Annotated in this window: 18 protein-coding genes; 10 read left to right on the top strand and 8 right to left on the bottom strand. The window is 68.6% G+C overall.

The genetic code is table 11. The features are described 5' to 3' along the window. Window positions 1-15: 15 nt before the first annotated feature. From QZ709_RS13670 to QZ709_RS13660, 3 genes are all read left to right on the top strand, one after another. The gene (locus QZ709_RS13670; RefSeq protein ID WP_294637863.1) at window positions 16-2130 is read left to right on the top strand and encodes a biotin carboxylase N-terminal domain-containing protein; all 2115 of its coding nucleotides are present in this window, start codon (window positions 16-18) and stop codon (window positions 2128-2130) included. A gap of 2 nt (window positions 2131-2132) precedes the next feature. Beyond that, complete coding sequence (locus QZ709_RS13665) at window positions 2133-3044, top strand: hydroxymethylglutaryl-CoA lyase (protein ID WP_294637862.1); 912 nt, start codon at window positions 2133-2135, stop codon at window positions 3042-3044. A gap of 69 nt (window positions 3045-3113) precedes the next feature. Continuing rightward, complete coding sequence (locus QZ709_RS13660; RefSeq protein WP_294637860.1) at window positions 3114-4304, top strand: isovaleryl-CoA dehydrogenase; 1191 nt, start codon at window positions 3114-3116, stop codon at window positions 4302-4304. A gap of 55 nt (window positions 4305-4359) precedes the next feature. On the opposite strand, the gene QZ709_RS13655 is transcribed toward QZ709_RS13660, so the two are convergent. Further along, window positions 4360-5130: a class II glutamine amidotransferase gene (locus QZ709_RS13655; RefSeq protein WP_294637859.1), complete on the bottom strand. Its 771-nt coding sequence runs from the start codon at window positions 5128-5130 to the stop codon at window positions 4360-4362. Between the two features lie 197 nt (window positions 5131-5327). Between QZ709_RS13655 and ssb the strand changes: the two genes are divergently transcribed. The 5 genes from ssb (at window position 5328) to QZ709_RS13630 (ending at window position 11127) form a co-directional block, all read left to right on the top strand. Beyond that, entirely contained in the window at window positions 5328-5861 is a 534-nt protein-coding gene (gene ssb, locus QZ709_RS13650) for a single-stranded DNA-binding protein (RefSeq protein WP_294637858.1), read from the top strand. 129 nt (window positions 5862-5990) lie between these two features. Beyond that, window positions 5991-6911: a Ku protein gene (locus QZ709_RS13645; RefSeq protein WP_294637857.1), complete on the top strand. Its 921-nt coding sequence runs from the start codon at window positions 5991-5993 to the stop codon at window positions 6909-6911. Then, on the top strand, window positions 6908-7747 hold the full coding sequence (locus tag QZ709_RS13640) for a tetratricopeptide repeat protein (RefSeq protein WP_294637855.1): 840 nt from the start codon (window positions 6908-6910) through the stop codon (window positions 7745-7747). The genes QZ709_RS13645 and QZ709_RS13640 overlap by 4 nt, the downstream gene beginning before the upstream one ends. A gap of 11 nt (window positions 7748-7758) precedes the next feature. Next, window positions 7759-10323: a DNA ligase D gene (gene ligD, locus QZ709_RS13635; RefSeq protein ID WP_294637854.1), complete on the top strand. Its 2565-nt coding sequence runs from the start codon at window positions 7759-7761 to the stop codon at window positions 10321-10323. 120 nt (window positions 10324-10443) lie between these two features. Beyond that, window positions 10444-11127 carry a PRC-barrel domain-containing protein gene (locus QZ709_RS13630; RefSeq protein WP_294637853.1) on the top strand — a complete coding sequence of 228 codons (684 nt, stop codon included), beginning with the start codon at window positions 10444-10446 and terminating at the stop codon, window positions 11125-11127. A gap of 25 nt (window positions 11128-11152) precedes the next feature. On the opposite strand, the gene QZ709_RS13625 is transcribed toward QZ709_RS13630, so the two are convergent. The 3 genes from QZ709_RS13625 to QZ709_RS13615 are packed head-to-tail and all read right to left on the bottom strand — an operon-like array spanning window position 11153 to window position 16173. Then, on the bottom strand, window positions 11153-12841 hold the full coding sequence (locus QZ709_RS13625) for a long-chain fatty acid--CoA ligase (protein WP_294637852.1): 1689 nt from the start codon (window positions 12839-12841) through the stop codon (window positions 11153-11155). A gap of 41 nt (window positions 12842-12882) precedes the next feature. Next, complete coding sequence (locus tag QZ709_RS13620; protein WP_294637851.1) at window positions 12883-14061, bottom strand: acetyl-CoA C-acyltransferase; 1179 nt, start codon at window positions 14059-14061, stop codon at window positions 12883-12885. A 9-nt stretch (window positions 14062-14070) separates the two neighbouring features. Beyond that, window positions 14071-16173 (bottom strand): 3-hydroxyacyl-CoA dehydrogenase NAD-binding domain-containing protein, encoded by a 2103-nt coding sequence (locus QZ709_RS13615; protein ID WP_294637850.1) that lies wholly within the window; start codon window positions 16171-16173, stop codon window positions 14071-14073. A gap of 180 nt (window positions 16174-16353) precedes the next feature. Between QZ709_RS13615 and QZ709_RS13610 the strand changes: the two genes are divergently transcribed. Both QZ709_RS13610 and QZ709_RS13605 read left to right on the top strand, forming a co-directional pair. After that, the gene (locus tag QZ709_RS13610) at window positions 16354-18159 is read left to right on the top strand and encodes an acyl-CoA dehydrogenase (RefSeq protein WP_294637849.1); all 1806 of its coding nucleotides are present in this window, start codon (window positions 16354-16356) and stop codon (window positions 18157-18159) included. A gap of 51 nt (window positions 18160-18210) precedes the next feature. After that, window positions 18211-18663 (top strand): PaaI family thioesterase, encoded by a 453-nt coding sequence (locus QZ709_RS13605; RefSeq protein WP_294637848.1) that lies wholly within the window; start codon window positions 18211-18213, stop codon window positions 18661-18663. Here QZ709_RS13605 and QZ709_RS13600 read toward each other — a convergent pair whose 3' ends face one another. From QZ709_RS13600 to QZ709_RS13585, 4 genes are all read right to left on the bottom strand, one after another. Then, window positions 18664-19461, bottom strand: coding sequence for an IclR family transcriptional regulator (locus QZ709_RS13600; RefSeq protein WP_294637847.1), 798 nt, complete (start codon window positions 19459-19461; stop codon window positions 18664-18666). Between the two features lie 123 nt (window positions 19462-19584). Then, window positions 19585-20751, bottom strand: coding sequence for an ABC transporter substrate-binding protein (locus tag QZ709_RS13595; RefSeq protein ID WP_294637846.1), 1167 nt, complete (start codon window positions 20749-20751; stop codon window positions 19585-19587). 49 nt (window positions 20752-20800) lie between these two features. Then, window positions 20801-21517: an ABC transporter ATP-binding protein gene (locus QZ709_RS13590; RefSeq protein WP_294637845.1), complete on the bottom strand. Its 717-nt coding sequence runs from the start codon at window positions 21515-21517 to the stop codon at window positions 20801-20803. Then, window positions 21504-22268, bottom strand: coding sequence for an ABC transporter ATP-binding protein (locus QZ709_RS13585; protein ID WP_294637843.1), 765 nt, complete (start codon window positions 22266-22268; stop codon window positions 21504-21506). Before QZ709_RS13585 ends, QZ709_RS13590 begins: the two co-directional genes overlap by 14 nt. Window positions 22269-22310: the final 42 nt, after the last annotated feature.

Raw genomic sequence — 22310 nt, 5'->3', positions numbered from 1 at the left:
CAGGAAGGACGCGCCATGTTCCGCACCATCCTGATCGCCAACCGAGGGGAGATTGCCTGCCGCATCGCCGCCACGGCCCGACGCCTGGGCGTGCGCACCGTGGCCGTCTACACGCCCGACGAGGCCCGCGCGCGCCATGTGCAGGCAGCCGACGAGGCCTGGCCCCTGCCCTGCGCCGACCCCCACCAGCCTCGCTCGGCGTGGCTGGATGGTGCGGCGCTCATCGACGTGGCCCGCCGCAGCGGCGCCGAGGCCATCCACCCGGGCTACGGCTTTCTGAGCGAGAACGCCGACTTTGCGCGTGCGTGCGCAGAGGCCGGCATCGTGTTCATCGGCCCGCCCGCCGAGGCCATCGCCGCCATGGGCAGCAAGGCCGCCGCCAAGGCCCTGATGGCCGAAGCCGGCGTGCCCCTGGTTCCCGGCTACCACGGCGAGGACCAGGACCCGGCCACGCTGGCCGCCGAAGCCGAGCGCATCGGCTACCCAGTGCTCATCAAGGCCACGGCGGGGGGCGGCGGGCGCGGCATGCGGGCCGTGCACCAGGCCGCCGACTTCGCCACGGCCCTGGGCGCGTGCCAGCGCGAATCGCAGGCCAGCTTCGGCGATGCGCGCGTGCTGATCGAGCGCCTGGTGGAACGCCCCCGCCACATCGAGGTGCAGGTGTTCGGTGACACGCAAGGCCACTACGTCCACCTGTTCGAGCGCGACTGCTCCATCCAGCGCCGCCATCAGAAGGTGCTGGAAGAAGCCCCCGCACCCGGCCTGCCCGCCGCCGTGCGAGCCCGCATGGGTCAGGCGGCCATCGCCGCGGCGCGCAGCGTCGACTATGTGGGTGCGGGCACGGTCGAGTTCATCTGCGAAGCCGACGTGGCCGACACGGGCCGTTTCTGGTTCATGGAGATGAACACGCGCCTGCAGGTCGAGCACCCGGTCACCGAAGCCATCACCGGGCTCGACCTGGTCGAATGGCAGCTGCGCGTCGCCGCGGGCGAGCCCCTGCCCTTGCGCCAGGAACAGATCACGCTGCGAGGCCATGCCATCGAGGCCCGGTTGTGCGCCGAGCAACCCGAGCAGGGCTTTCTGCCGGCCACCGGCCCGGTCACCGTGTGGCGCCCCCCGGCGCATGCGGCCTTCCAGATCGCGCCGGTGCGGCTGGACAGCGGCATCGGCGAAGGCGATGCGATCGGCCCGCATTACGACGCCATGCTGGCCAAGCTGATTGTGTGGGGCGAAGACCGGGCCACCGCGCTGCGGCGCCTGCAGCAGGCGCTGGACCACCTGCATGTGGCCGGGCTGCCGCACAACCTGGCCTTTCTGCGGCGGCTGGCCCGACACCCGCGTTGGTTGCAGGCGAAGCTGGACACCGGGCTGATCGCCACCGAAGCCGATGCGCTGCTGCACCCGGACCCCGTCAGCGATCTGTGGGTGGCTGCGGCCTGGGTGGCGGGGCAAGAGCTCGGCGCGCATGCCCCGGGGGTGGAGGCGCCTTCGCCCCAGGCCGCGGGGGCTGCAGGCGGCATCCTGCCCGATGACACTGGCACGCTCAAGACGCGTTGGCGCGACCCATGGTCGGCCACCGACGCCTGGCAACTGACTGGCGCCCGCACCACGCGCCACACCCTGCAAAGCGGTGATCGGTCGATCGAGCTGGCGTGGACGCGCCGCGGTGGCACACACGCGCTCCAGGTCGGCGACGCCCGGGTGCAGCTCGTCCTGCACCGCCACGGCAACACTCAGGTCAGCGTCACCCTCACGCCCGTGGAGGGCGACGCGCCCCAGGCCGCCGGCGGCACGCATCGCCTGCACCTGCACGCGCGGGGTGACGCCTGGCACGCCTTCTGCGCCGAATGGCCCCAAGCGCACCCGCTGACCGTGCGCGAGCGCCCACCTCAGGCATCCCGGAATCAGGACGCCGGCCATGCGCGACTCACCGCCCCCATGCCGGGCCGCGTGGTGGCCCTGCTGGTGGAAGCTGGGCAACACGTGAAGGCCGGCACGCCGCTGGCCGTCACGGAAGCGATGAAAATGGAGCACACCCTCTGCGCGCCGCGCGATGGCACCGTGGCCGAGCTGCGCTGTGCCGTGGGCGACCCGGTCGCAGAGGGCGATGAACTCCTGCGTCTGGATTGAACATGCTGCCCACCCACGTCGCCCTCGTCGATGTCGGCCCGCGCGATGGCCTGCAGAACGAGGCCGCCCCGGTTTCTGCCGCCACCAAGATCGAACTGGTTCACCGCCTGCAGGCCGCCGGCCTGCGCCAGATCGAAGCCACCAGCTTCGTCAGCCCCAAGTGGGTGCCGCAGATGGCCGATGCCGCCGAGGTCATGGCCGGCATCCAGCGCCAGCCCGGGGTGCGCTACAGCGTGCTGACGCCCAACATGAAGGGCTTCGAAGGCGCACTGGCTGCCGGCGCCGATGAAGTCGTGGTGTTTGCCGCTGCCAGCGAGGCCTTCAGCCAGCGCAACATCAACTGCAGCATCACCGAATCCATCGCACGCTTCCAGCCCGTGGTGGCGGCCGCCCATGCCCATGGCATGCGGGTGCGCGCGGCGGTGTCGTGTGCGCTGGGCTGCCCCTACCAGGGCGAGGTCGCGGTCGACGATGTGGACGATGTGGTCGATCGCCTGCTCGGCATCGGCTGCGACCACATCGGCATCGCCGACACCATCGGTGTGGGCACGGCCGGCCAGGTGCAGCGCGTGATGGAGCGGGCCTTGCAGCGCGTGCCGGTGGCCGAGCTGAGCGGCCACTTTCACGACACCTACGGCCAGGCCCTCACCAACATCCACGCCTGCCTGCAGCTCGGCGTCCACACCTTCGACACCAGCGTGGCCGGCCTCGGCGGCTGCCCCTATGCCAAGGGTGCCACCGGCAACGTCGCCACCGAAGACGTGGTCTACCTGCTGCACGGCCTGGGCATCGTCACCGGCATCGACCTGGACGCCCTGGTGGACACCGCCGATTTCATTTCCCGCGCGCTGGGCCGCAAGCCGGTCTCGCGCGTGGCCAACGCGCTGCTGGCCAAGCGACCACCGGCTGGCTGAAACTGGCTCACGTGTTGAGCCTAACCGCCGCCATGGTCGCCGCCCGCCGTGACAACACGAGGAGACGCCATGGACCTGCCCGGACTGCAACACCACCTCGGTGACGAGATCGACGCGCTGCGCGACGCCGTGCAGGCCTTCGCCCAGCGCGAGATCGCGCCGCACGCCGCCCGCATCGACCGCGACGACGCCTTCCCGGCCGACCTGTGGCCGCGACTCGGTGAACTCGGCGTGCTCGGGCCCACCGTCAGCGAAACGTACGGCGGCGCCGGGCTCGGGTATCTGGCCCACCTCGTCATCATGGAAGAGATCAGCCGCGCCTCGGCCTCGGTGGCGCTGAGCTACGGCGCACACAGCAACCTGTGCGTCAACCAGATCCACCGCCACGGCACCGAGGCGCAACAGCGCCGCTACCTGCCACCGCTCATCAGCGGCCAGCACGTCGGCGCGCTGGCCATGAGCGAGCCCGAGGCCGGCTCCGATGTGGTCAGCATGCGGCTGAAGGCCACGCCGCACCGCCGCGACGGCGTCGACGGCTTTCTGCTCGACGGCAGCAAGATGTGGATCACCAACGGCCCCGTGGCCGACACGCTGGTGGTCTACGCCAAGACCGACATGGAGGCCGGCCCGCGCGGCATCACCGCCTTTCTGATCGAGCAAGGCACGCCGGGTTTCCGCGTGGCGCAGCGGCTCGACAAGCTCGGCATGCGCGGCTCGCCCACGGGCGAGTTGGTGTTCGAGCAGGCCTTCGTGCCGCGCGAGCAGGTGCTGGGCGAGGTGGGCGGCGGCGTGAAGGTGCTGATGAGCGGCCTGGACACCGAGCGCGCCGTGCTCTCGGGCGGGCCCATCGGCATCATGCAGGCCGTGCTCGACAACGTCCTGCCCTATGTGCACGACCGCCACCAGTTCGGCCAGGCCATCGGCCAGTTCCAGCTGGTGCAGGCCAAGGTGGCCGACATGTACACCGCGCTGCAGGCCGCACGCTGCCTGGCCTACACCGTGGCGCGCAACCTCGATGCCGCCGGCCCGGGCGGGGCACGTCACCTCCGCAAGGACTGCGCCGCGCTCATCCTGTGGACGGCCGAGCAGGCCACCCGCGTGGCGGGTGACGGCATCCAGCTGCTCGGCGGCAACGGCTACATCCACGACTACCCGATGGGCCGCCTGTGGCGCGATGCCAAGCTCTACGAGATCGGCGCGGGCACATCGGAAATCCGGCGCACGCTGATCGGGCGGGAGCTGTTCGACGCGACGGCCTGATCGCCGGCCGGCGCCGCGGCCACAGAGCCGACGCGCTCGGCGGGCGCGGAGGGCATCAGCTCGCCTGGCTCAAGCCCACCGGCTCGCCGCCCACGAACGCCAGCAACTCGCCAGGCTGCATCGCCACCCACTGTTCGTTGCTGGTGAGGGGCTGCGTGGCGATCACGGCCACACGGTCGCCGGCGCTGGTCAACTCGGCGAAGTTCAACGCCATGTCCTCGTCCTGCAGGCGCGCCATGCCGAACGGGTGGCGGCGCACCAGGTAGTGCAGGTGCGTCGAGCAGTGCGTCCACAATGCATCGCCCTGGCTCAGCATGAAGTTGAAGGTGCCGTGGCGCGCGATCTGGGGCACCAGCTCCTTCAACGTCAGCGTCAGCTCGGCCACCGGCGGCATCGACGCATGGCTCTTGGCCAGCTCCTGCATCAGCCAGCAGAAGGCGCGCTCGCTGTCGGTGTCGCCCACGGGCTGGAAGCTGCCGTGCAGGCGCGGCTGGTAATCGACCAGGTTGCCGTTGTGCGCAAACACCCAGTGCCGGCCCCACAGCTCACGCATGAAGGGATGGCAGTTCTCGAGCGACACGACGCCCTGCGTCGCCTTGCGAATGTGGGCGATCGCATGGCGGCTCTTGATCGGATAGCGCTTGATGAGGTCGGCCACGGGCGACACGCGGGCCGCCTGGTGGTCGACGAACAGGCGCACGCCCCGCCCTTCGTAGAAGGCGATGCCGAAGCCGTCACCGTGCTCGGTCGAGCGGGTGGCGAAGCCGGAAAAACTGAAAACGATGTCGGTGGGCGTGTTGCAGTTCATGCCCAGCAGCTGGCACATGCGGCGGCTCCTGCGAACGGACAGAGCGCGGCCGGAGTCGACCGCGGGAGAAGTGTAAGTCGCGCCAGCGCCCTCCCCCACACGGAGTGGCCCCACAGGGGGATGCCGGGGGGTGTTCGCCGCGGGCCGTCCGGCGATAATGCGCAGGCTAACAAACGGCACCCTTTTTAACCAACCATCTCTCTCTAGGAACGGCCATGGCCTCCATCAACAAAGTCATCCTCATCGGCAACCTGGGTCGCGACCCGGAAGTGCGTTACACCCCCAGCGGCGCAGCGGTCTGCAACGTCTCGGTGGCCACCACGCGCAACTGGAAGGACAAGAACTCCGGCGAAAAGATGGAGGAAACGGAATGGCACCGCGTCGTGTTCTATGACCGCCTGGCTGAAATCGCTGGCGAGTACCTGAAAAAAGGCCGCCCCGTGTACGTCGAAGGCCGCCTGAAGACCCGCAAGTGGCAGGACAAGGACGGCAAGGACAACTACACCACCGAAATCGTGGCCGAGCAGATGCAACTGCTGGGCGGCCGTGAAGGCGGCAGCGGCGGTGGTTATGGCGGCGGCGCCCAGGGCAGCGGCTACGGCGGCGGTCAGGGCGGCGGCGACGACTTCGAGCAAGCCCCCCCGGCCCGTCCGGCAGCCCGCCCGGCTCCGGCTCCCCGGCCCGCACCGGCCCCGGCGCCCAAGTCGTCGACCGGGTTTGATGACATGGATGACGACATCCCGTTCTGAGCACCCGTTCTGCCAGAACCGCCCTCAAAAAGCCCTGAGCGCCCGCCGCTCAGGGCTTTTTTCATGTCCAACCCGTCCCGGGCGCGCCGATTGCTGCGATGACAGCCCAATCACCCGATGGGGTTCGACATGGCTGCACGTTCCATCGCTTCCTTGACCCTCAGCTTCGGACTGGTGTCCATCCCGGTGAAGCTCTACTCCGCGACCGATGCCTCGGCCGGCATCCGGTTCAACCTGCTCGACAAGGCCGGGGGCAGGCTGAAGCAGCAGTACGTCTCTGAAAAGACGCACAAGGTGGTGCCGCGCGACGAGATGGTGAAGGGCTACGAGTTCGAGAAGGACCGCTTCGTGCTGTTCACGCCCGAGGAGCTCAAGAAGCTGGAGGAAGGAAGCAGCCACGCGGTCGAGATCGTTTCCTTCATCCCCGAGAAGGCCGTAGACCCCCTGTTCTACGACAAGGCCTACCTGCTGGCGCCTGACAAGCGAGGCGGCAAGCCCTACGGCCTGCTCAAGGAGGCCATGCAGAAGAGCGGCAAATGCGCCCTGGCCAAGTGGGCCTGGAAGGCCAAACAGTACGTCGTGCAGGTGCGGGCCACCGACGACGGCCTCGTCCTCCAGCAGTTGCTCTATGCCGAAGAGGTGCGGTCGCTCAGGGACCTCGACATCGAGGACGTCCAGGTGTCGTCGTCTGAGCTTCAACTGGCGCTGCAACTCATCGACCAGATCTCGGAAGACACCTACGACCCGACCCGGTTCGAGGACGAAGAGAAGAAGCGGGTGCTGGCCGCGATCGACGAGAAGATCGCGGGCAAGCAGGTCGTCGCCACGGCGCCCCAGGAAGAGGCAGGCAGCGGTCAGGTCATCGACCTGATGGAGGCCCTTCGAGCCAGCCTGGGCAAGAAGCCCGCAGCGAAGACGGCGCCACCGAAGGCGAGCGCGAAGGCCCCTCCTGTGGCGGCCCTCGACACCAAGGAACGCAAGAGCGCCCGGCGCGCCACCAGAACGGAGGAGCCGGTCGCCACCCCCACCCGTGCACGCGCCCGTCGATGACGACCTCGCCGCCCTCTGCTGCATCGACCTACAGCCTGCGGCGTGCCCAGGACATGCTGGGCATGTCACGGGCTGCGATCGACGTGTTCGTCAGAGCAGGGGTGATTTCCCCGGCGCGCGGCCCGCGCAACGAGTGGCGCTTCTCGTTCCAGGACCTCGTGCTGCTGCGCACGGCCCGGGACCTGCGCAAGGCGAAGGTGCCCGGCCGCCGCATCCTGCGTTCGCTCGCTTCGCTGCGGCAGCGGCTGCCTGATGAGATGCCGCTCACGGGGCTGCGCATCACCGCCGTGGGCGCCGAGGTCGCGGTGCGCGATCCCAAGGGCGCCTGGGGCGCGGAGTCGGGTCAGATGCTGCTGGACTTCGAGGCCGCGCCCTCACCCGACGGCATCGCGTTCCTGGCGCCCGAGCCCCCCGCAGGCGCCGACCCCAAGGCCTGGCTGGCGCGTGGCGAATCCATCGAGGCGCTGGACCACGACGCCGCAGAAGCGGCCTATCGCACCGCCCTCGATCTGGCGCCTGACTACTGCGACGCCCTGCTGAACCTGGGCGCCCTGCTGTGTGAGCACCACCGTTGCGGCGAAGCGGTGGCGCTGTACCGCGACGCGGTGGCGCGCTGCCCCGGCTCCCCCCTCTTGCATTTCAACCATGCCATCGCGCTGGAAGACCAGGGTGAGCATGCGCAGGCGCTGTCCAGCTACGAACGGTGTCTGTCGCTCGACCCCAGCCTGGCCGACGCGCACTTCAATGCGGCCCGGCTGTACGAGCACCTGGGCGACACACAGATGGCGCTGCGCCACTTCAGCGCCTACAAGCGACTGCAGCAGACTTCGGCGTAACGGGAACGGCCATGGCCACCTCGGATCCTTCGGAGCCCCTGGCACGCTACTGGGCCAAACGCGACTTCAGCGTCACGCCCGAGCCGCGGGGCGCACGGCGAAAGGCCGGCAAGGCGCTGTCGTTCGTCATCCAGAAGCATGCGGCCACGCGCCTGCATTACGACTTCCGGCTGGCGCTCGACGGGGTGTTCCTGTCATGGGCTGTGCCCAAGGGCCCCAGCTACGACCCGAGCGACAAACGCATGGCGATCCGCGTCGAGGACCATCCCCTGTCCTACGGTTCTTTCGAGGGCACCATCCCACCCGGGCAGTATGGCGCCGGCACCGTCATCGTCTGGGATCACGGCACCTGGGAACCAGTGGGCGACCCACACGAGGGGCTGGCCAAGGGCAAGCTCGTCTTTCACCTGAATGGCCGGAAGATGGCCGGACTGTGGGAACTGGTCAGGATCGCCAAGGGCGGCGAAAAGCAGGTGCCCTGGATCCTGTTCAAGAAGCGCGACGGTTTTGCGCGGCCCCGAGCCGAGTTCGACGTCACCGCGGCGCATCCGGACAGCGTCATCGCCCGACCGTTGCAGCCGGCACGGCGTGGCAGCAAGCCCGTGCCACCGCCTTCCTCCGTGGCCGAGGGCCGGGGCGGCATCCTGCCCGGCGCCGTCAAAGCGCCCTTGCCCGATCGGCTTGCGCCCCAGCTCGCCACGCTGGCCACCGGCATCCCTTCGACCGGGCAGTGGACATACGAGTTGAAGTTCGACGGCTACCGCCTGCTGACGCGCTTCGAACAAGGCCGGCCCACGCTGATCACACGGGGCGGGCATGACTGGTCGGCGAAGATGCCCGCGCTGCTGGACGAACTCGCCCGGCTCGGCATGCGATCCGGCTGGCTGGACGGCGAAATCGTCGTGCTGGGCCAAGACGGCACACCGGACTTCCATGCACTGCAGACGGCCTTTGACGGCCGCAGCGGCACCGACGAGGTGGTCTACTTCCTCTTCGATGTGCCGTTCTTTGAAGGCCACGACCTGCGGCGGGCCGCGCTGGCCGACCGGCGGAAGCTGCTCAAGGCATGGCTTCAGGAGAAAGGCACCGAGCACGTGCGTTTCAGTGAGAGCTTCGACAGTGACCCGACGTCGATGCTCAGCAGTGCCTGCCGCATGGGGATGGAAGGGGTCATCGCGAAGCGCCTTGATGCACCGTACACATCCACCCGCAATGACACCTGGCTCAAGCTCAAATGCCGGCAGCGTCAGGAATTCGTGGTGTGCGGCTACGCCGACCGCACGGATGGCAGCCTGCGGATCGGCAGCCTGATGCTCGGGGTGCACGATGAGCGCGGGCAGTTGGTGTCCGTGGGCAGCGTGGGGACGGGCTGGCGCGCCGATGAGGCCGAGGCGCTGAAGAAGCGGCTGGCACGGCTCGAGGTCCGTGATCCCCCGTTCGCGGACCACGGCGCCAAGACACACCGGTGGTCACGAAGGCGCCCGGGGAGCGAGCGGTGGGTGCAGCCCACGCTGGTGGCAGAAGTCGAGTTTGCGGCGTGGACACCGGACAAGCAGATCCGCCACGCGGTCTACATCGCCCTGCGTGCCGACAAACCGGCCCGGTCCGTCGTCCAGGAGACGGCCAAGGACCCAGGCGCGGTGACGCTGCAGACGGCCCCACCGTCCCGGGTGGGCAGCATGCAGGTCAGCCATGGCGAACGCGTCATCGACCCCTCGACGGGCCTGACCAAGCTCGACCTCGTGCGGTACTACGAATCGGTGGCGGAATGGATGTTGCCGCATCTGCGAGGGCGCCCCTGTTCGTTGGTGCGCGGCCCCCATGGCATCGAGGGGACGCTGTTCTTCCAGAAGCATGGCGGGAAGACGGGCGTTCCTCACATCACCGAGCTCGCTGCGTCGCTGTGGCCGGGCCATGACCCCTTGCTGTCGGTGGACAACGTCAGCGCCCTGGTCGGGGCAGCGCAGTTCAACGTCATCGAGTTCCACACCTGGAACGCCGCGGCCAAGAAGATCGGGGCGCCCGACCGCATGGTTTTCGACCTGGACCCGGGAGAAGGCACGAAGTGGCCCGAAGTTCAGGAGGCTGCGCTGCTGGTGAAGACCTTGCTCGAGGCGGTCGGACTGCGGTCGTGGCTGAAAACCAGCGGCGGCAAGGGCCTGCATGTGGTGGTGCCCTTGAAGCCGCGCCATGACTTCGACACGGTGAAAGCCTTCTCGCAGGCCATCGTGCAGCATCTGGCTCAAACGATCCCGTCACGCTTTGTCGCGAAGCCAGGGGCCTCGCACCGCGTGGGGCGCATCTTCGTGGATTACCTGCGCAATGGCCATGGGGCGACGACCGTGGCGGCGTTCTCGGCGCGGGCGCGACCGGGGCTGGGGGTCTCCATGCCCGTGGACTGGGCCGACCTGATGCAACTCCGAAGCGGAGCGCACTGGACCATCGCCACGGCCCGGGACCACCTGTCGTTTCAGACCCAGGACCCGTGGCGCGACCACGGCAGCGCGAAACAGGAGCTTGCGGGCGCGATGAAGGCGCTCGGGTTTGCGCGGCCCACACCGCGACGCTCGGCTTGAGCGGGATGAGAACGCGCGGGCAAACCCCGCGCCCGAACCATCGGGCGATGCACCCGGCGATGTGCTGGGAACGCCCCTTGCCGCAACCGGATCGGCATCCCTCAAGAAAGGAGATTCGACATGTTGCACAAAGCCAGCCAACTCAAGGGCGCCGTCGTCACGGCGCTGGACGGCGAGGTGGGCGTGGTCGACGCCCTGTACTTCGACGACGAGCAATGGGGCATCCGCTACCTCGGCGTGCGCACAGGCCACTGGCCCAGCGAGCGGCACCTGCTCATTCCACCGACCGCCGTTCGGCAGGATGCGTCCACCGACCGGCAACTTCAGCTCGCCCTGCTCAAGGAGGACGTGCTCCACGGGCCGCAGTTCGACGGGGAACGGCCGCTGACACGCCGCCAGGAGCGCGCCTATGCCGCGTACTACGACACCCCGCTGTACTGGGAACGCCTGCCCGATCCGATGGAAGCCGGTGAGCTCCCGGTTCCGCCGGCATCCGGCATCGACGGGCAGGCCTTGGAACTGGATGCCACCCGGCCGCTGGCCGAGGCCCATGTCCACTGCACACGCGAGGTGTTGGGCTACACCCTGACCACGCCGGACGGCCAGATCGGCAAGGTGGAAGACCTGCTGATCGACGAGCAGACCTGGGCGGTGCAGCAACTGGTGGTCGACACCGCACGGTGGCGGCCTGGCGGCGAGATCGCCGTGCCGGTCGCGCTGACCCGCGGCATCGACCGCGAGCACGATGCGGTCTACGTGAGCGCCGACAAGGAAACCTTGCAAAGCTGGCCGGCGTACCACTGAGTGGCGCCCCGCCCCGCGCGCTGCGTCAGGCTTCCTGAGCCTGCAGCGCGCGCCACAGCACCTTGCCGGCGCCCGACTTCGGCAGCGTGTCGGCAAAGGCGACCACGCGGGGGCTCTTGTAGGCCGCCATGTGCTCGTGCGCCCAGTCGACGATCTCCTGCTCGGTGACGCGGCCGCGGTGCGCCTCCTTCAGCACGACGACGGCCTTGACCGTCTCGCCGCGCCGCTCATCACGGGCCGCGATCACGCAGACCTCCTGGATGGCCGGGTGGGCATACATCAGCGCCTCGACCTCGGCCGGCCAGACCTTGAAGCCCGAGGCGTTGATCATGCGCTTGAGCCGGTCGACCATGTAGAAGTAGCCGTGCTCGTCGGTGCGGGCCAGGTCGCCGGTGCGCAGAAAGCGCTTGCCATCCAGCTCGATGAAGCTCGATGCCGTGGCGGCCGGTTGCTTCCAGTAGCCCTGCATCACCTGCGGGCCGTGCACCACGATCTCGCCGACTTCGCCGGGCGGCAGCTCATGAAAGGTGTCGGGGTCGACCACGCGGGCGTCGACGTCGAAGATGGGGATGCCCAGGCACTGCTTCATCGGCCGCTGCGGCGGGTTGATGTGCGTGGGCGCCATGGTCTCCGACATGCCATAACCTTCGAGGTAGTCGAGGTCGCACATCTCCTTCAGGCGCGTGGCCAAGGCCTCGGGCATGGCGGCTCCGCCCCCGCTGAGGCGCGAAATGCTGGACAGGTCGTACTCGGCCAGCCGCGGGTTGGACAGCAGGTCGATCACCATGGTGACGATCATCTGCGTGCCCGTGACGCGGTAGCGCTGGATGAGTTGCGCCGCGGCATCACGGTCCCAGCGGGGCAGCACCACGATGGTCGCGCCCACGTAGATCGAGCCGTTCATGCCGTTTTCCATGCCCGTGACATGGAAGAAGGGCAGCACCGCCAGCTGCACCGCATCCTGCGTGGTCATCAGCCACTGCGTGCCGGCCACGGTGTTGTACATGACGCTGCGGTGTGTGTGCATGCAGCCCTTCGGATGGCCGGTGGTGCCCGAGGTGTAGGGCATCACGGCCAGGTCGTCCGGGCCCTGCGTGAGGGGGCCGGGGCGGTGGTTCGCCGTCAGGGCGTCCACCCATCCCTGGGCACCCGGCTCGTCCAGCGGCTGGCGCGGGTCCTTCACGAAGGCCGGCACCGGGAGTTCGGTGGGCACCGTCAGGTGGTCGCTGTAGGCTGCGACCAGGGCATGGCGCAGCCCCGGCGCGGCGTCATCGACCGACGCGGCCGCGCGGCCTTCCTGCAGCAGCGGGCGGACCTGGGCAAAGAGATCCTGCGGGCAGAGCACGACGCGGGCATCGGCATCGCTCACATAGTGGCGCAGCTCCTCGGTCAGGTTCATCGGGTTGACCGGCACCACCACCGCGTTCGCACGCAGGATGGCGTAGTACCCGATGACGAACTGCGGGCTGTTCTGCATGTAGAGCAGCACGCGGTCGCCCGCCTTCACGCCGCACACCTGCTGCAGATGGCCGGCCAGCCGCTCGGTCTGGTCCTTCAGTTCGGCGTAGGTGGTCACCGAGTCGTAGAAGACCAGCGCGCGCTTGTCGGGAAAGCGCAGGGCCGAGATCTCGAGGTTGGTGTACAGGTTGGTGGCCGGCACGCTCAGGTGGCGGCTGACATGGCGGGGCCAGTGGGCGAAGTGGCGATCGGACATGGCAGAAAGGGAGTTGGGCAGGCGGGAGGGCGCAGGGGGCATCAACACACTTCGAACAGGCCGGCTGCGCCTTGCCCGCCGCCGATGCACATGGTGACCACCACGTACTTCACGCCGCGGCGCCGGCCTTCGATCAACGCATGCCCCGTGAGCCGCGAGCCCGAGACCCCGTAGGGATGGCCGACGGCAATGGCGCCCCCGTTGACATTGAGCCGCTCATCCGGGATGCCGAGACGATCCCGACAATACAGCACCTGCACGGCAAAGGCCTCGTTGAGCTCCCACAGCCCGATGTCATCGACCTTCAGGCCGGCCTTGGCGAGCAGCTTGGGCACGGCAAACACCGGACCGATGCCCATTTCATCGGGCTCGCAGCCCGCCACGGCAAAACCCCGGAAGATGCCCAGCGGCTTCAGGCCGCGGCGTTCGGCCAGGCGGCGGTCCATCACCACGCAGGCCGAGGCGCCATCGGAGAACTGGCTCGCATTGCCGGCGGTCACCACGCCACCGGGCAGCGCCGCGCGGATCTTCTGCACGGCCTCCAGCGTGGTGTCCGGGCGTATGCCCTCGTCGGACGAGATCGTCACTTCGCGCGTGGTGAAGCGGCCTGTGGCCTTGTCGACCACGGCCATGGTGGTGGTCATCGGCACGATCTCGTCGTTGAACAGGCCGGCATGCTGCGCCGCTGCGGCGCGCTGCTGGGAGCGCACGCCGTACGCGTCCTGCGCTTCCTTGCTCACGCCATAGCGCGCGGCCACCTGCTCGGCCGTCTGCAGCATGTTCCAGTAGATCTCGGGCTTGTTCGCCACCAGCCACGGGTCGCGCCGCATGTGGGTGTTGGCTTCGTTCTGCACGCACGAGATGCTCTCGACGCCGCCGGCCACAAACACCTGCCCCTCCCCCGCGATGACGCGTTGCGCAGCCAGGGCAATCGTCTGCAGACCCGACGAGCAGAAGCGGTTGACGGTCATGCCGGCGGTGGTGACGGGCAGGCCCGCGCGCAGGGCAATCTGCCGGGCCACGTTGCCCCCTGTGGTCCCTTCGCCGAAGGTGCCGCCCATGATGACGTCTTCGACCTCGTCGGCTTCGATGCCGGCCCGCAGCACCGCGTGGCACACGGCATGGGCACCCAGTGTGGGCCCGTAGGTCATGTTGAACGCGCCCTTCCAGGACTTGGCCAGGCCCGTGCGGGCCGTGGAAACGATGACGGCGTCGGTCATGTGCATTCCTCAGTTGAAGCTGCGGCCTTCGGCGGCCAGGCGGGCCAGCAGGGGCGCGGGTGTCCAGAAGGCGCGGTCCACGCCAGGCTCGGCGGCGATGCGGTTCAGCGCCCGCACCACGTTCACCAGCCCCACCTCGTCGGCATAGCGCATGGGGCCACCGCGGTAGGCCGGAAAGCCGTAGCCGTTCAGGTAGACGATGTCGATGTCGGACGCGCGTTGCGCAATGCCCTCTTCCGCCAGGCGGGCGCCCTCGTTGACGAGGGCATAGATGCAGCGCTCGATGATCTCCTCGTCAGTGATGCGGCGCGGTGTGATGCCCTGCTCGGCACGGAAGCGGGCGATCAGGGCATCCACATCCGGGTCGGGCACGGCGTTGCGCTGGCCGGCTTCATAGCGATACCAACCCGCGCCGGTCTTCTGCCCGAAGCGTCCGGCCTCGCACAAGGCATCGGCCACGCTGGGGCGCGCATCGTCCGGGTGCTCGGCTGCGCGGCGCTTGCGGATCGCCCAGCCGATGTCCAGCCCGGCCAGGTCGCCCATGCGGAACGGCCCCATGGCCATGCCGAAGCGCTCCAGCGCGCGGTCCACCTGCTGGGGCGAGGCCCCCTGCACGATGAGGTCGTTGGCCGCCGCGCCATAGCGATGGATCATGCGGTTGCCGATGAAGCCGTCGCACACACCGGACACCACCGCAATCTTGCGGAGGGTGCGCGCCAGCTGCATGGCCGTGGCAAGCACATCCTTGGCGGTGTGCTCGCCCCGCACCACTTCCAGCAGGCGCATCACGTTGGCGGGGCTGAAGAAGTGCAGGCCGATCACGTCCTGCGGCCGGCGGGTGAAGGCGGCAATGCGGTTCAGGTCCAGCGTGGAGGTGTTCGAGGCCAGGATGGCCCCGGGACGGCAGACCTCATCGAGCGTACGGAAGACCTCCTCCTTGACGCCGATGTCTTCGTACACCGCTTCAATGACCAGATCGGCCTTGGCCAGATCACCATAGGACAGCGTGGGCTTGAGCAAGGCCATGCGCTCGTGTACCTGCGCGGCCGTGAGCTTGCCCTTTTTCTGCGAGTTCTCGTAGTTGCGACGGATGGTGGTGACCCCGCGCTCCAGCGCCTCGGGCTGGCGTTCCAGGATCACGACCGGGATGCCCGCGTTGAGGAAGTTCATCGCGATGCCACCGCCCATGGTGCCGGCGCCGATCACGCCCACCAGGCCCACCGGCCGCAGCGGTGTGTCGGCCGGCACGTCGGGGATCTTCGGCGCCGCCCGCTCGGCCGCGAAGACATGGCGCAGCGCGCGGGATTCCGGCGTCTGCATCAGCGCCAGAAAGCCCTCGCGCTCACGGCGCAGGCCTTCGTCGAACGGGCTGCTGACCGAGGCGGCCACGGCTTCGACACAGGCCAGCGGAGCCGGGTAGCCTTTGGATGCTGCCGCCACGTTCTGCCGGACGAACTGCAGGAACGGCTCGGCCAGCGGGGCGTCGACAACGCGGTCGCGCACGCGAGGCAGCGTGCCCTGCTCGGCCTGCTGGGCCGCAAGCTGTTCGGCCCGAGCCAGAGCGGCGGGCAGCACCGCTTCGGACGCCACCACCGCATCGAACAGCGCGGTGTGCACGAGCTGGGCGGCCGGCACCTGGGCGCCGGACAGGATCATGTTGAGGGCCGTCTCCAGCCCCACCACGCGCGGCAAGCGTTGCGTGCCGCCTGCCCCGGGCAGCAGGCCCAGCTTGACTTCGGGCAAGGCCACCGTTGCATCCAGGCCGGCCACGCGGCCATGACAGCCCAGCGCCAGCTCAAGCCCACCTCCCATGCAGACACCCTGGATGGCGGCCACCACCGGCTTGGTCAACCGCTCCACCGTCGCGATCAGCGTGTGCAGCGTGGGTTCCTGGGTCGACAGCGGCGTGCCGAACTCCCGCACATCGGCCCCGCCTGAAAAGAAGCGGTCGTTGCCGGTGATGACCACGGCCGCAACGGCGGGGTCGGCCGCGGCGGCATCCAACGCGCCCACGACGGCCTGCCGCACGGCGAGGCCCATGCCATTGACGGGAGGGTTGTCCAGCGTGATCACGGCCACACGGCCATTCAGAACGTAGGGAGCGTTCGGCATCGGGTCTCCTGGCACCATGAAGTTCTGCAATGCAGAACAGTGTTTTGTACTTTTTCAGCGTAACCCGGCCTGCGTGCACCGTGAATAGGGTTTACGTGCGTTTTCGTGGGCAGCCGTTTTCTCACAATGCAGCCTGTAAAACCCCAAAGTACAGAACATTGTTCTGCAATGCAGGCCTTCATGTCGATTTCCCCTCTGATCAACCGCCGCGACCTCGATTTCCTGGTGTTCGACTGGCTGCAGGCCGAGCGCCTGTGTGAGCGCCCGCGGCATGCCGAGCACACCCGCGCCACCCTGAGTGCGGCCATCGACACGGCCGAGGCCGTCGCCCGCGACCGCTTCGCGCCGCTGAACCGCCTCTGTGACGAGCACGAGCCCCGCTTCGATGGCGAACGCGTCCATCTGCCGCCCGAGGTCGGCGACGCGCTGCGCGCCTACTGCGATGCCGGGCTGCTGGCCGCCAGCCACGACTTCGAGCTCGGGGGCATGCAACTGCCCACGCTGGTGGCGCAGGCCTGCGGCTCGCTGTTCAAGGCCGCCAACATCGCCATCAGTTCGTACGCGGGGCTCACGCAGGGCAATGCCAACGTGATCCTGCGCTTCGGCACCGAAGCCCAGCGCCAGCGCTACCTGCCCCACCTGCTCAGTGGGCGCTTCATGGGCACGATGGCGCTGACCGAGCCCCAGGCCGGGTCGAGCCTGGCCGACATCCGCACGACCGCCACCCCGATGGGCGAGGGCCGTTACGCCATCAAGGGCCAGAAGATCTTCATCTCCGCCGGGGATCACGCGCTGAGCGAGAACATCGTTCACCTGGTGCTCGCCCGCCTGCCCGACGCGCCGCCCGGCGTCAAGGGCATCTCGCTGTTCATCGTGCCCAAGTTCCGCGTGCACGACGACGGCCAGCTCGGCCCCCACAACGACGTGAACCTGGCTGGCCTCATCCACAAGATGGGCTGGCGGGGCACGACCTCGACCATGCTGTCGTTCGGTGAGCGCGATGCCTGCCATGGCGAGCTCATCGGCCCGCCGCATCAGGGGCTGGCGTGCATGTTCCAGATGATGAACGAGGCCCGCATCGGGGTCGGCATGGGGGCCGCGATGCTGGGCTACCGCGGCTACCTGGCGGCCCTCGATTACGCACGCGACCGCCCGCAAGGCCGCCTGCCGGACTCGAAGAACCCGCAGGAACCCCAGCGCAAGCTGATCGAGCACGCCGACGTGCGCCGCATGCTGCTGGCGCAGAAAGCCTATGTGGAGGGCGGCTACGCCTTGTGTCTGTACGCAGCCCGCTTGGTGGACGACCAGCACACGCACCCCGACGAGGCCCAGCGCCAGGAAGCCGCCCTGCTGCTGGACGTGCTCACGCCCATCGTGAAGTCATGGCCTTCGCAATGGTGTCTGGCAGCCAATGACCTGGCCATCCAGGTGCACGGCGGCTATGGCTACACCCGCGAGTACCCGGTCGAGCAGTTCTACCGCGACAACCGGCTCAACCCCATCCACGAGGGCACGCACGGCATCCAGGCCATGGACCTGCTCGGCCGCAAGATGATGATGCAGCAAGGGGCCGGCATGGCCTTGCTGGCTCATCGAATGAGCCAGACCATCCAGGCCACCCACCTCAACCCGATGCTGCAAGAGATGGCCGAGGCGGTGCGCGCCGCACTGGCCGACCTGCAGTCGACGCAGGCCGTGCTGCACCCTGTGCTGGCCGAAGACCCGGTGCGGGGCCTGGCCAATGCCGCCGTGTTCCTGGAGGCGTGCGGCCACACCGTGCTGGCCTGGCTGTGGCTGGAGCAGGCGCGCGTGGCCGCTTCGGCCCTGTCCGCGGGGCCGCACGCAGACGAAGCGGCCTTTCTGGAGGGCAAGCTGCAGGCCTGTCGGTACTTCTGCCGTTGGGAACTGCCGCGCACACAGGCACAGTACGCCTTGCTGCGCACGCTGGACGAGACGCCGCTGGACATGAACGCCGGCTGGTTCTGATGCCCCGTCCGGGTGTGCGCCAGCGCCCCGCCCCTCCCTCTGCCCCTGTCCATGCGCCATCCAGACCCGTCATCCACGCCCTCCCCCTCGCAGCCTGTCCCGCCCGGGTTCGCGCCCTTTCACACGGCTTCGGGCGGCTTCATCAGCCTCATCGGGCCGGTGCATGTGCGCGACGTGCCGGGCGGACCGCCGGTGATCGGCCTGCGCATCGCGCCCCATCACCTGAATCTGCGCGGCATCCCGCACGGCGGCCTGATGGCCACGCTGGCCGACACCGCCCTGGGGCACGCCATCAACCACGCGCGCGGGGGGCCGTTGTCCATCGTCACCGTGAGCCTGAGCACCGACTTCCTGGCCGCCGCACGCCTGGGCGACTGGGTGGAAGCCCACGTCGAGATCGAACGCCTGGGGCAGCGCATGGCCTTCGCCAGCTGCCGCCTGCGCGCTGGCGAGCGCGTGCTGCTGCGCGCCAGCGGGGCTTTTGCGGTGATCGGTCCGGCCTGATCAGAGCCGGCCGGCCGACGCTTCCAGCTTGCGCACCAGCTCGATCAGGCGGGGCCGCGCTTCGTCCAGCAGGAACTCCTGTGACAGGCTGAAGGCCGGGCCGGCGCAGCTGATGGCCATGCACGGCAGACCGCCGCCCGGATTGAACGCCACCGCGATGCCGTTGACGTGGGCCTGCAGGTCTCCGAACGAGCGCGTGCAGCCCAGCGTGCGATAGTCGGCCAGCGCCGTCTCGACGCCCTGCTGGATGGCCGGCCAGGCCTGCTCGTCGTACTCGCGCACGCGTTCGAGGATCTCGTGGCGTTCCGCCTCGCTCGACACGGCCAGGTAGGCCCGGCCCAGGGCCGAGTTGACGATGGGAATGCGCGAACCCACGTCCACGCTCAGGGTGAGCGCCGCCGAGCTTCGGCAGTTCTCGACATACAGCATCGACAGGCGATCGCGGGTGCCAAGCGACACGGTGGCCTTGCAGTAGTCGGCCAGCTCCTGCATCATCGGCCGCGCCAGCTGGCGCACATCCAGGCGGGCCAGCATGTAGCTGCCCAGGGCCAATGTCGCCGTGCCCAACCGGTACTTGCCGCTGCCCTCGATCTGGATCAGGTAGCCCAGCCGGGTGAGCGTGTACGTGAGCCGCGACACCGTCGATTTCGGCAGCTTGCAGCGCTTGGCGATCTCCTGGTTGCCCAGGGCCTTGTCACCCGAGCGGAAACACGAGAGGACTTCCAGGCCACGGGCCAGGGCGGTCACGAAATGGCGGTCTTCCTTCTCGGCCACCTCGGCGGCAACGGGGTCGTGCATGATCGACTTCTTCTCCTGACTGCGCAGCCGGCCGCCCGACCGGGCAGCGACCACGTCGGCATTATCTCAGGCGGCCCGCCGGCCCGGGCCCCGTTCCCAGGCACCGGCGGGCTCTCGAGGCGCTTACAGCGACTTCAGTCGCATCGCCTTCATCTTGCCGCCTTCAACCACGCCCACCACCGTGTTGAGCTCCGAGCCGCCCTTCTCGTCGACCCCGTTGAGGTCGTTCGGATTGACGGCATCGGGCAAGGCCTTGGCCGCCGCGTCCAGCTGTGCGCGGATGGCGGCCGGCTCACTGACGCTGCCCGCCAGCTGCATCGCCTGGACCACCAGATGCAGCGCCGTGTAGTTCAGCGACGCCTCCGACGACGGGTTGCTGTCGGCCCCGTAGGACGCGCGGTACGCAGCGACGAAGGCCTTCGCGCCCGGGCGCTCGTCCGCCGTCAGCGGCAACGTGCCGATCGAGCCCTCCAGCATCTGCAGCCCCCCGGTCACGCGGGCCATCTCGTCCATCTTGGCCTGGTCCATGATGACGAACGGGCCCTTGAAGCCCAGCTCGCGCGCCTGCTTGGCCACCAGCCCGGTCGGCTCGGACGGCCCGCCAATGAACATCACGTCCGGTTTGCTTTCCAGCACGCGGCTGACCCCGGTGTAGAAGTCGGCCGACTTGTTGTACGACATCGGGTTGTTCGCAACCACGGCGCCACCTGCCTTGGTCCAGGCCGGCTCGAACGCCGCCACCCAGGCCTTGGCATAGTCGTGATCCGCCGGTGCCATGCCCAGCTTCTTACCGTACTTCATCTGGCTGCGAATGAAGGGCTCGATGTAGGTCAGGAAGTTCGGCGGGATCCGCATCGTGAGCTTGTTGCCCTTCTCGGTGATGGTCGGCACGCTGGTGTAGGCCATCAGCAGGAAGTTCTCCTGCTGGTTGAAGGCCTGCAACGCGAACGCCCCGCCCGAGTGCGGCACGAAGACCACCGGCACGCCATGCTGCTGCCGCAGCCGGCGCGCGTTGATGGCCGACTCGGCCGGCGCGTACTTGTCGTCCAGCGGCACGATCTCGACCTTGTACTTCTTGCCCTTGACGTCGAAGCCCTTGGCGTTGATCTCCTTGGCTGCCAGCTGCAGACCGTTGAGCACGTTCTTGCCGTACAGGGCGGCACCGCCGCTCAGCGGGCCGGTGTAGCCGATCTTGACGACCTCCTGGGCCAGGCTGCTGCCGGCGCCCAGGGCCAGGGTCACGGCCACCGTCAGCGGCAGGCGCTTGAGCGCAAAGAAACGGGATGGCATGTGCGGTCTCCTCTTGTGGGTTGGAACGTCGAGAAACGGATGAGGCCCCTCAGGCCCCGATGTAGGCCTTGCGGATGCCCTCGTCGTGCAGCAGCTGCTCGGGCAGGCCTTCCATGACGATGCGGCCGCGCTCCAGCACATAGGCGCGGTGCGCGATGCGCAGGGCCGAATAGGCGTTCTGCTCGGCCAGCAGCACCGTCACGCCGCTGGCGTTGATCTGCTGGATGATCTCGAACATCTGCTTGACGACCAGGGGCGCCAGGCCCAGCGAGGGCTCGTCCAGCAACAGGGCCTTGGGCCGGCCCATGAGCGCGCGCCCGATCGCCACCATCTGCTGCTGCCCGCCCGACAGCGAACCCGCCGGGTCGTGGCGCTTCTGCGCGAGGATCGGGAACAGCGTGTAGACCTCGTCGAGGATCTGCTGCGACCGCGCGCGGGTGTCGGGCGCGTTGCGGTGCACATAGGCACCCAGCATCAGGTTCTGCTGCACCGACATCTGCGGAAACAGCTTGCGGCCCTCCGGGCAGTGCACAACGCCCTGCGCCACGATGGCAGCCGGCCGCATGCCCACCAGCTCCTGGCCATCGAACGCGATCGAGCCGCTGCAGGCCTTGTGGATGCCGCTGATGGCCATGAAGATCGAGCTCTTGCCCGCCCCGTTGGCGCCGAGCAGCACCACCAGCTCGCCCTTGTCAGCATGCAGGCTGACCTGGTCCAGCGCACGGAAGCTGCCATACGACAGCGACACCCCTTCAAGCTTCAACATGCTCGGCTCCCAGGTAGGCGTCGATGACGTGCGGATTGCTGCGGATCTCGGCGGGCGTGCCATCGGCGATCTTCTCGCCATGGTTCAGCACGATGATCTTGTCGGCCAGGCTCATGATCATGTCCATCTTGTGTTCGATGAGGCACACGGTCTTGCCATGGGCCACCAGCTTGCGGATCAGCTCGGCCAGGCCCAGTGTTTCTTCCGGGTTCACGCCGCCGGCCGGCTCGTCCAGCAACAGCAGGTCGGGCTCGGTGGCCAGCGCCAGCGCAAAGGCCACACGCTTGCGCTCTTCCTGCGTGATATCGCCCGCCAGCCGGTGCGCCACGCGGTTCAGTCCCACGAACTCGAGTGCGGCTTCGGCCTTCTCGCGGCACAGCCGCTCCTCGCGCTGCAGCAGCGCCGTGTTGAGGATGACGTCCCACAGGCCCGACCGCGTGCGCAGCCGGTGGCCCACGATGAGGTTGTCCAGCACGCTGGCCTGGTCGAACAGCGTGGTGGCCTGAAAGGTGCGCGCCACGCCCAGCCGCGCGATCTGGTCCGCACGCATGCCGGTCACGTCCTCGCCCTTCACGATGATCTGCCCGGCCGACGGCGCATGCGTGCCGGCGATCAGGTTGAAGAACGTCGTCTTGCCCGCCCCGTTGGGGCCGATGATGGCGTTGATGCGGCCCGCCTCGAAAGTGGCCGACACATCGTTCACGGCCGTGAGGCCACCGAACCGCTTGGTGAGGTTGCGGATTTCAAGCATGGCGGGCTCCGGTTCGGGGGGCCGACACAGGGGGGGCCGGCG

Source organism: uncultured Aquabacterium sp., assembly GCF_913773725.1.
In the GTDB taxonomy this organism is placed as follows: domain Bacteria; phylum Pseudomonadota; class Gammaproteobacteria; order Burkholderiales; family Burkholderiaceae_C; genus Aquabacterium.
Note: the sequence above shows the minus strand (reverse complement) of the source record. Positions and strands in the feature narration are given on the sequence as shown.

Coding starts and splice junctions, on each gene's coding strand:
- QZ709_RS13645 (WP_294637857.1), top strand. CDS start 5,991: ATGGCTGCACGTTCCATCGCTTCCTTGACCCTCAGCTTCGGACTGGTG.
- QZ709_RS13590 (WP_294637845.1), bottom strand. CDS start 21,517: ATGTTGAAGCTTGAAGGGGTGTCGCTGTCGTATGGCAGCTTCCGTGCG.
- QZ709_RS13665 (WP_294637862.1), top strand. CDS start 2,133: ATGCTGCCCACCCACGTCGCCCTCGTCGATGTCGGCCCGCGCGATGGC.
- QZ709_RS13615 (WP_294637850.1), bottom strand. CDS start 16,173: ATGCCGAACGCTCCCTACGTTCTGAATGGCCGTGTGGCCGTGATCACG.
- QZ709_RS13585 (WP_294637843.1), bottom strand. CDS start 22,268: ATGCTTGAAATCCGCAACCTCACCAAGCGGTTCGGTGGCCTCACGGCC.
- QZ709_RS13640 (WP_294637855.1), top strand. CDS start 6,908: ATGACGACCTCGCCGCCCTCTGCTGCATCGACCTACAGCCTGCGGCGT.
- QZ709_RS13620 (WP_294637851.1), bottom strand. CDS start 14,061: ATGACCGACGCCGTCATCGTTTCCACGGCCCGCACGGGCCTGGCCAAG.
- QZ709_RS13655 (WP_294637859.1), bottom strand. CDS start 5,130: ATGTGCCAGCTGCTGGGCATGAACTGCAACACGCCCACCGACATCGTT.
- QZ709_RS13660 (WP_294637860.1), top strand. CDS start 3,114: ATGGACCTGCCCGGACTGCAACACCACCTCGGTGACGAGATCGACGCG.
- ssb (WP_294637858.1), top strand. CDS start 5,328: ATGGCCTCCATCAACAAAGTCATCCTCATCGGCAACCTGGGTCGCGAC.
- ligD (WP_294637854.1), top strand. CDS start 7,759: ATGGCCACCTCGGATCCTTCGGAGCCCCTGGCACGCTACTGGGCCAAA.
- QZ709_RS13610 (WP_294637849.1), top strand. CDS start 16,354: ATGTCGATTTCCCCTCTGATCAACCGCCGCGACCTCGATTTCCTGGTG.
- QZ709_RS13595 (WP_294637846.1), bottom strand. CDS start 20,751: ATGCCATCCCGTTTCTTTGCGCTCAAGCGCCTGCCGCTGACGGTGGCC.
- QZ709_RS13600 (WP_294637847.1), bottom strand. CDS start 19,461: ATGCACGACCCCGTTGCCGCCGAGGTGGCCGAGAAGGAAGACCGCCAT.
- QZ709_RS13605 (WP_294637848.1), top strand. CDS start 18,211: ATGCGCCATCCAGACCCGTCATCCACGCCCTCCCCCTCGCAGCCTGTC.
- QZ709_RS13630 (WP_294637853.1), top strand. CDS start 10,444: ATGTTGCACAAAGCCAGCCAACTCAAGGGCGCCGTCGTCACGGCGCTG.
- QZ709_RS13670 (WP_294637863.1), top strand. CDS start 16: ATGTTCCGCACCATCCTGATCGCCAACCGAGGGGAGATTGCCTGCCGC.
- QZ709_RS13625 (WP_294637852.1), bottom strand. CDS start 12,841: ATGTCCGATCGCCACTTCGCCCACTGGCCCCGCCATGTCAGCCGCCAC.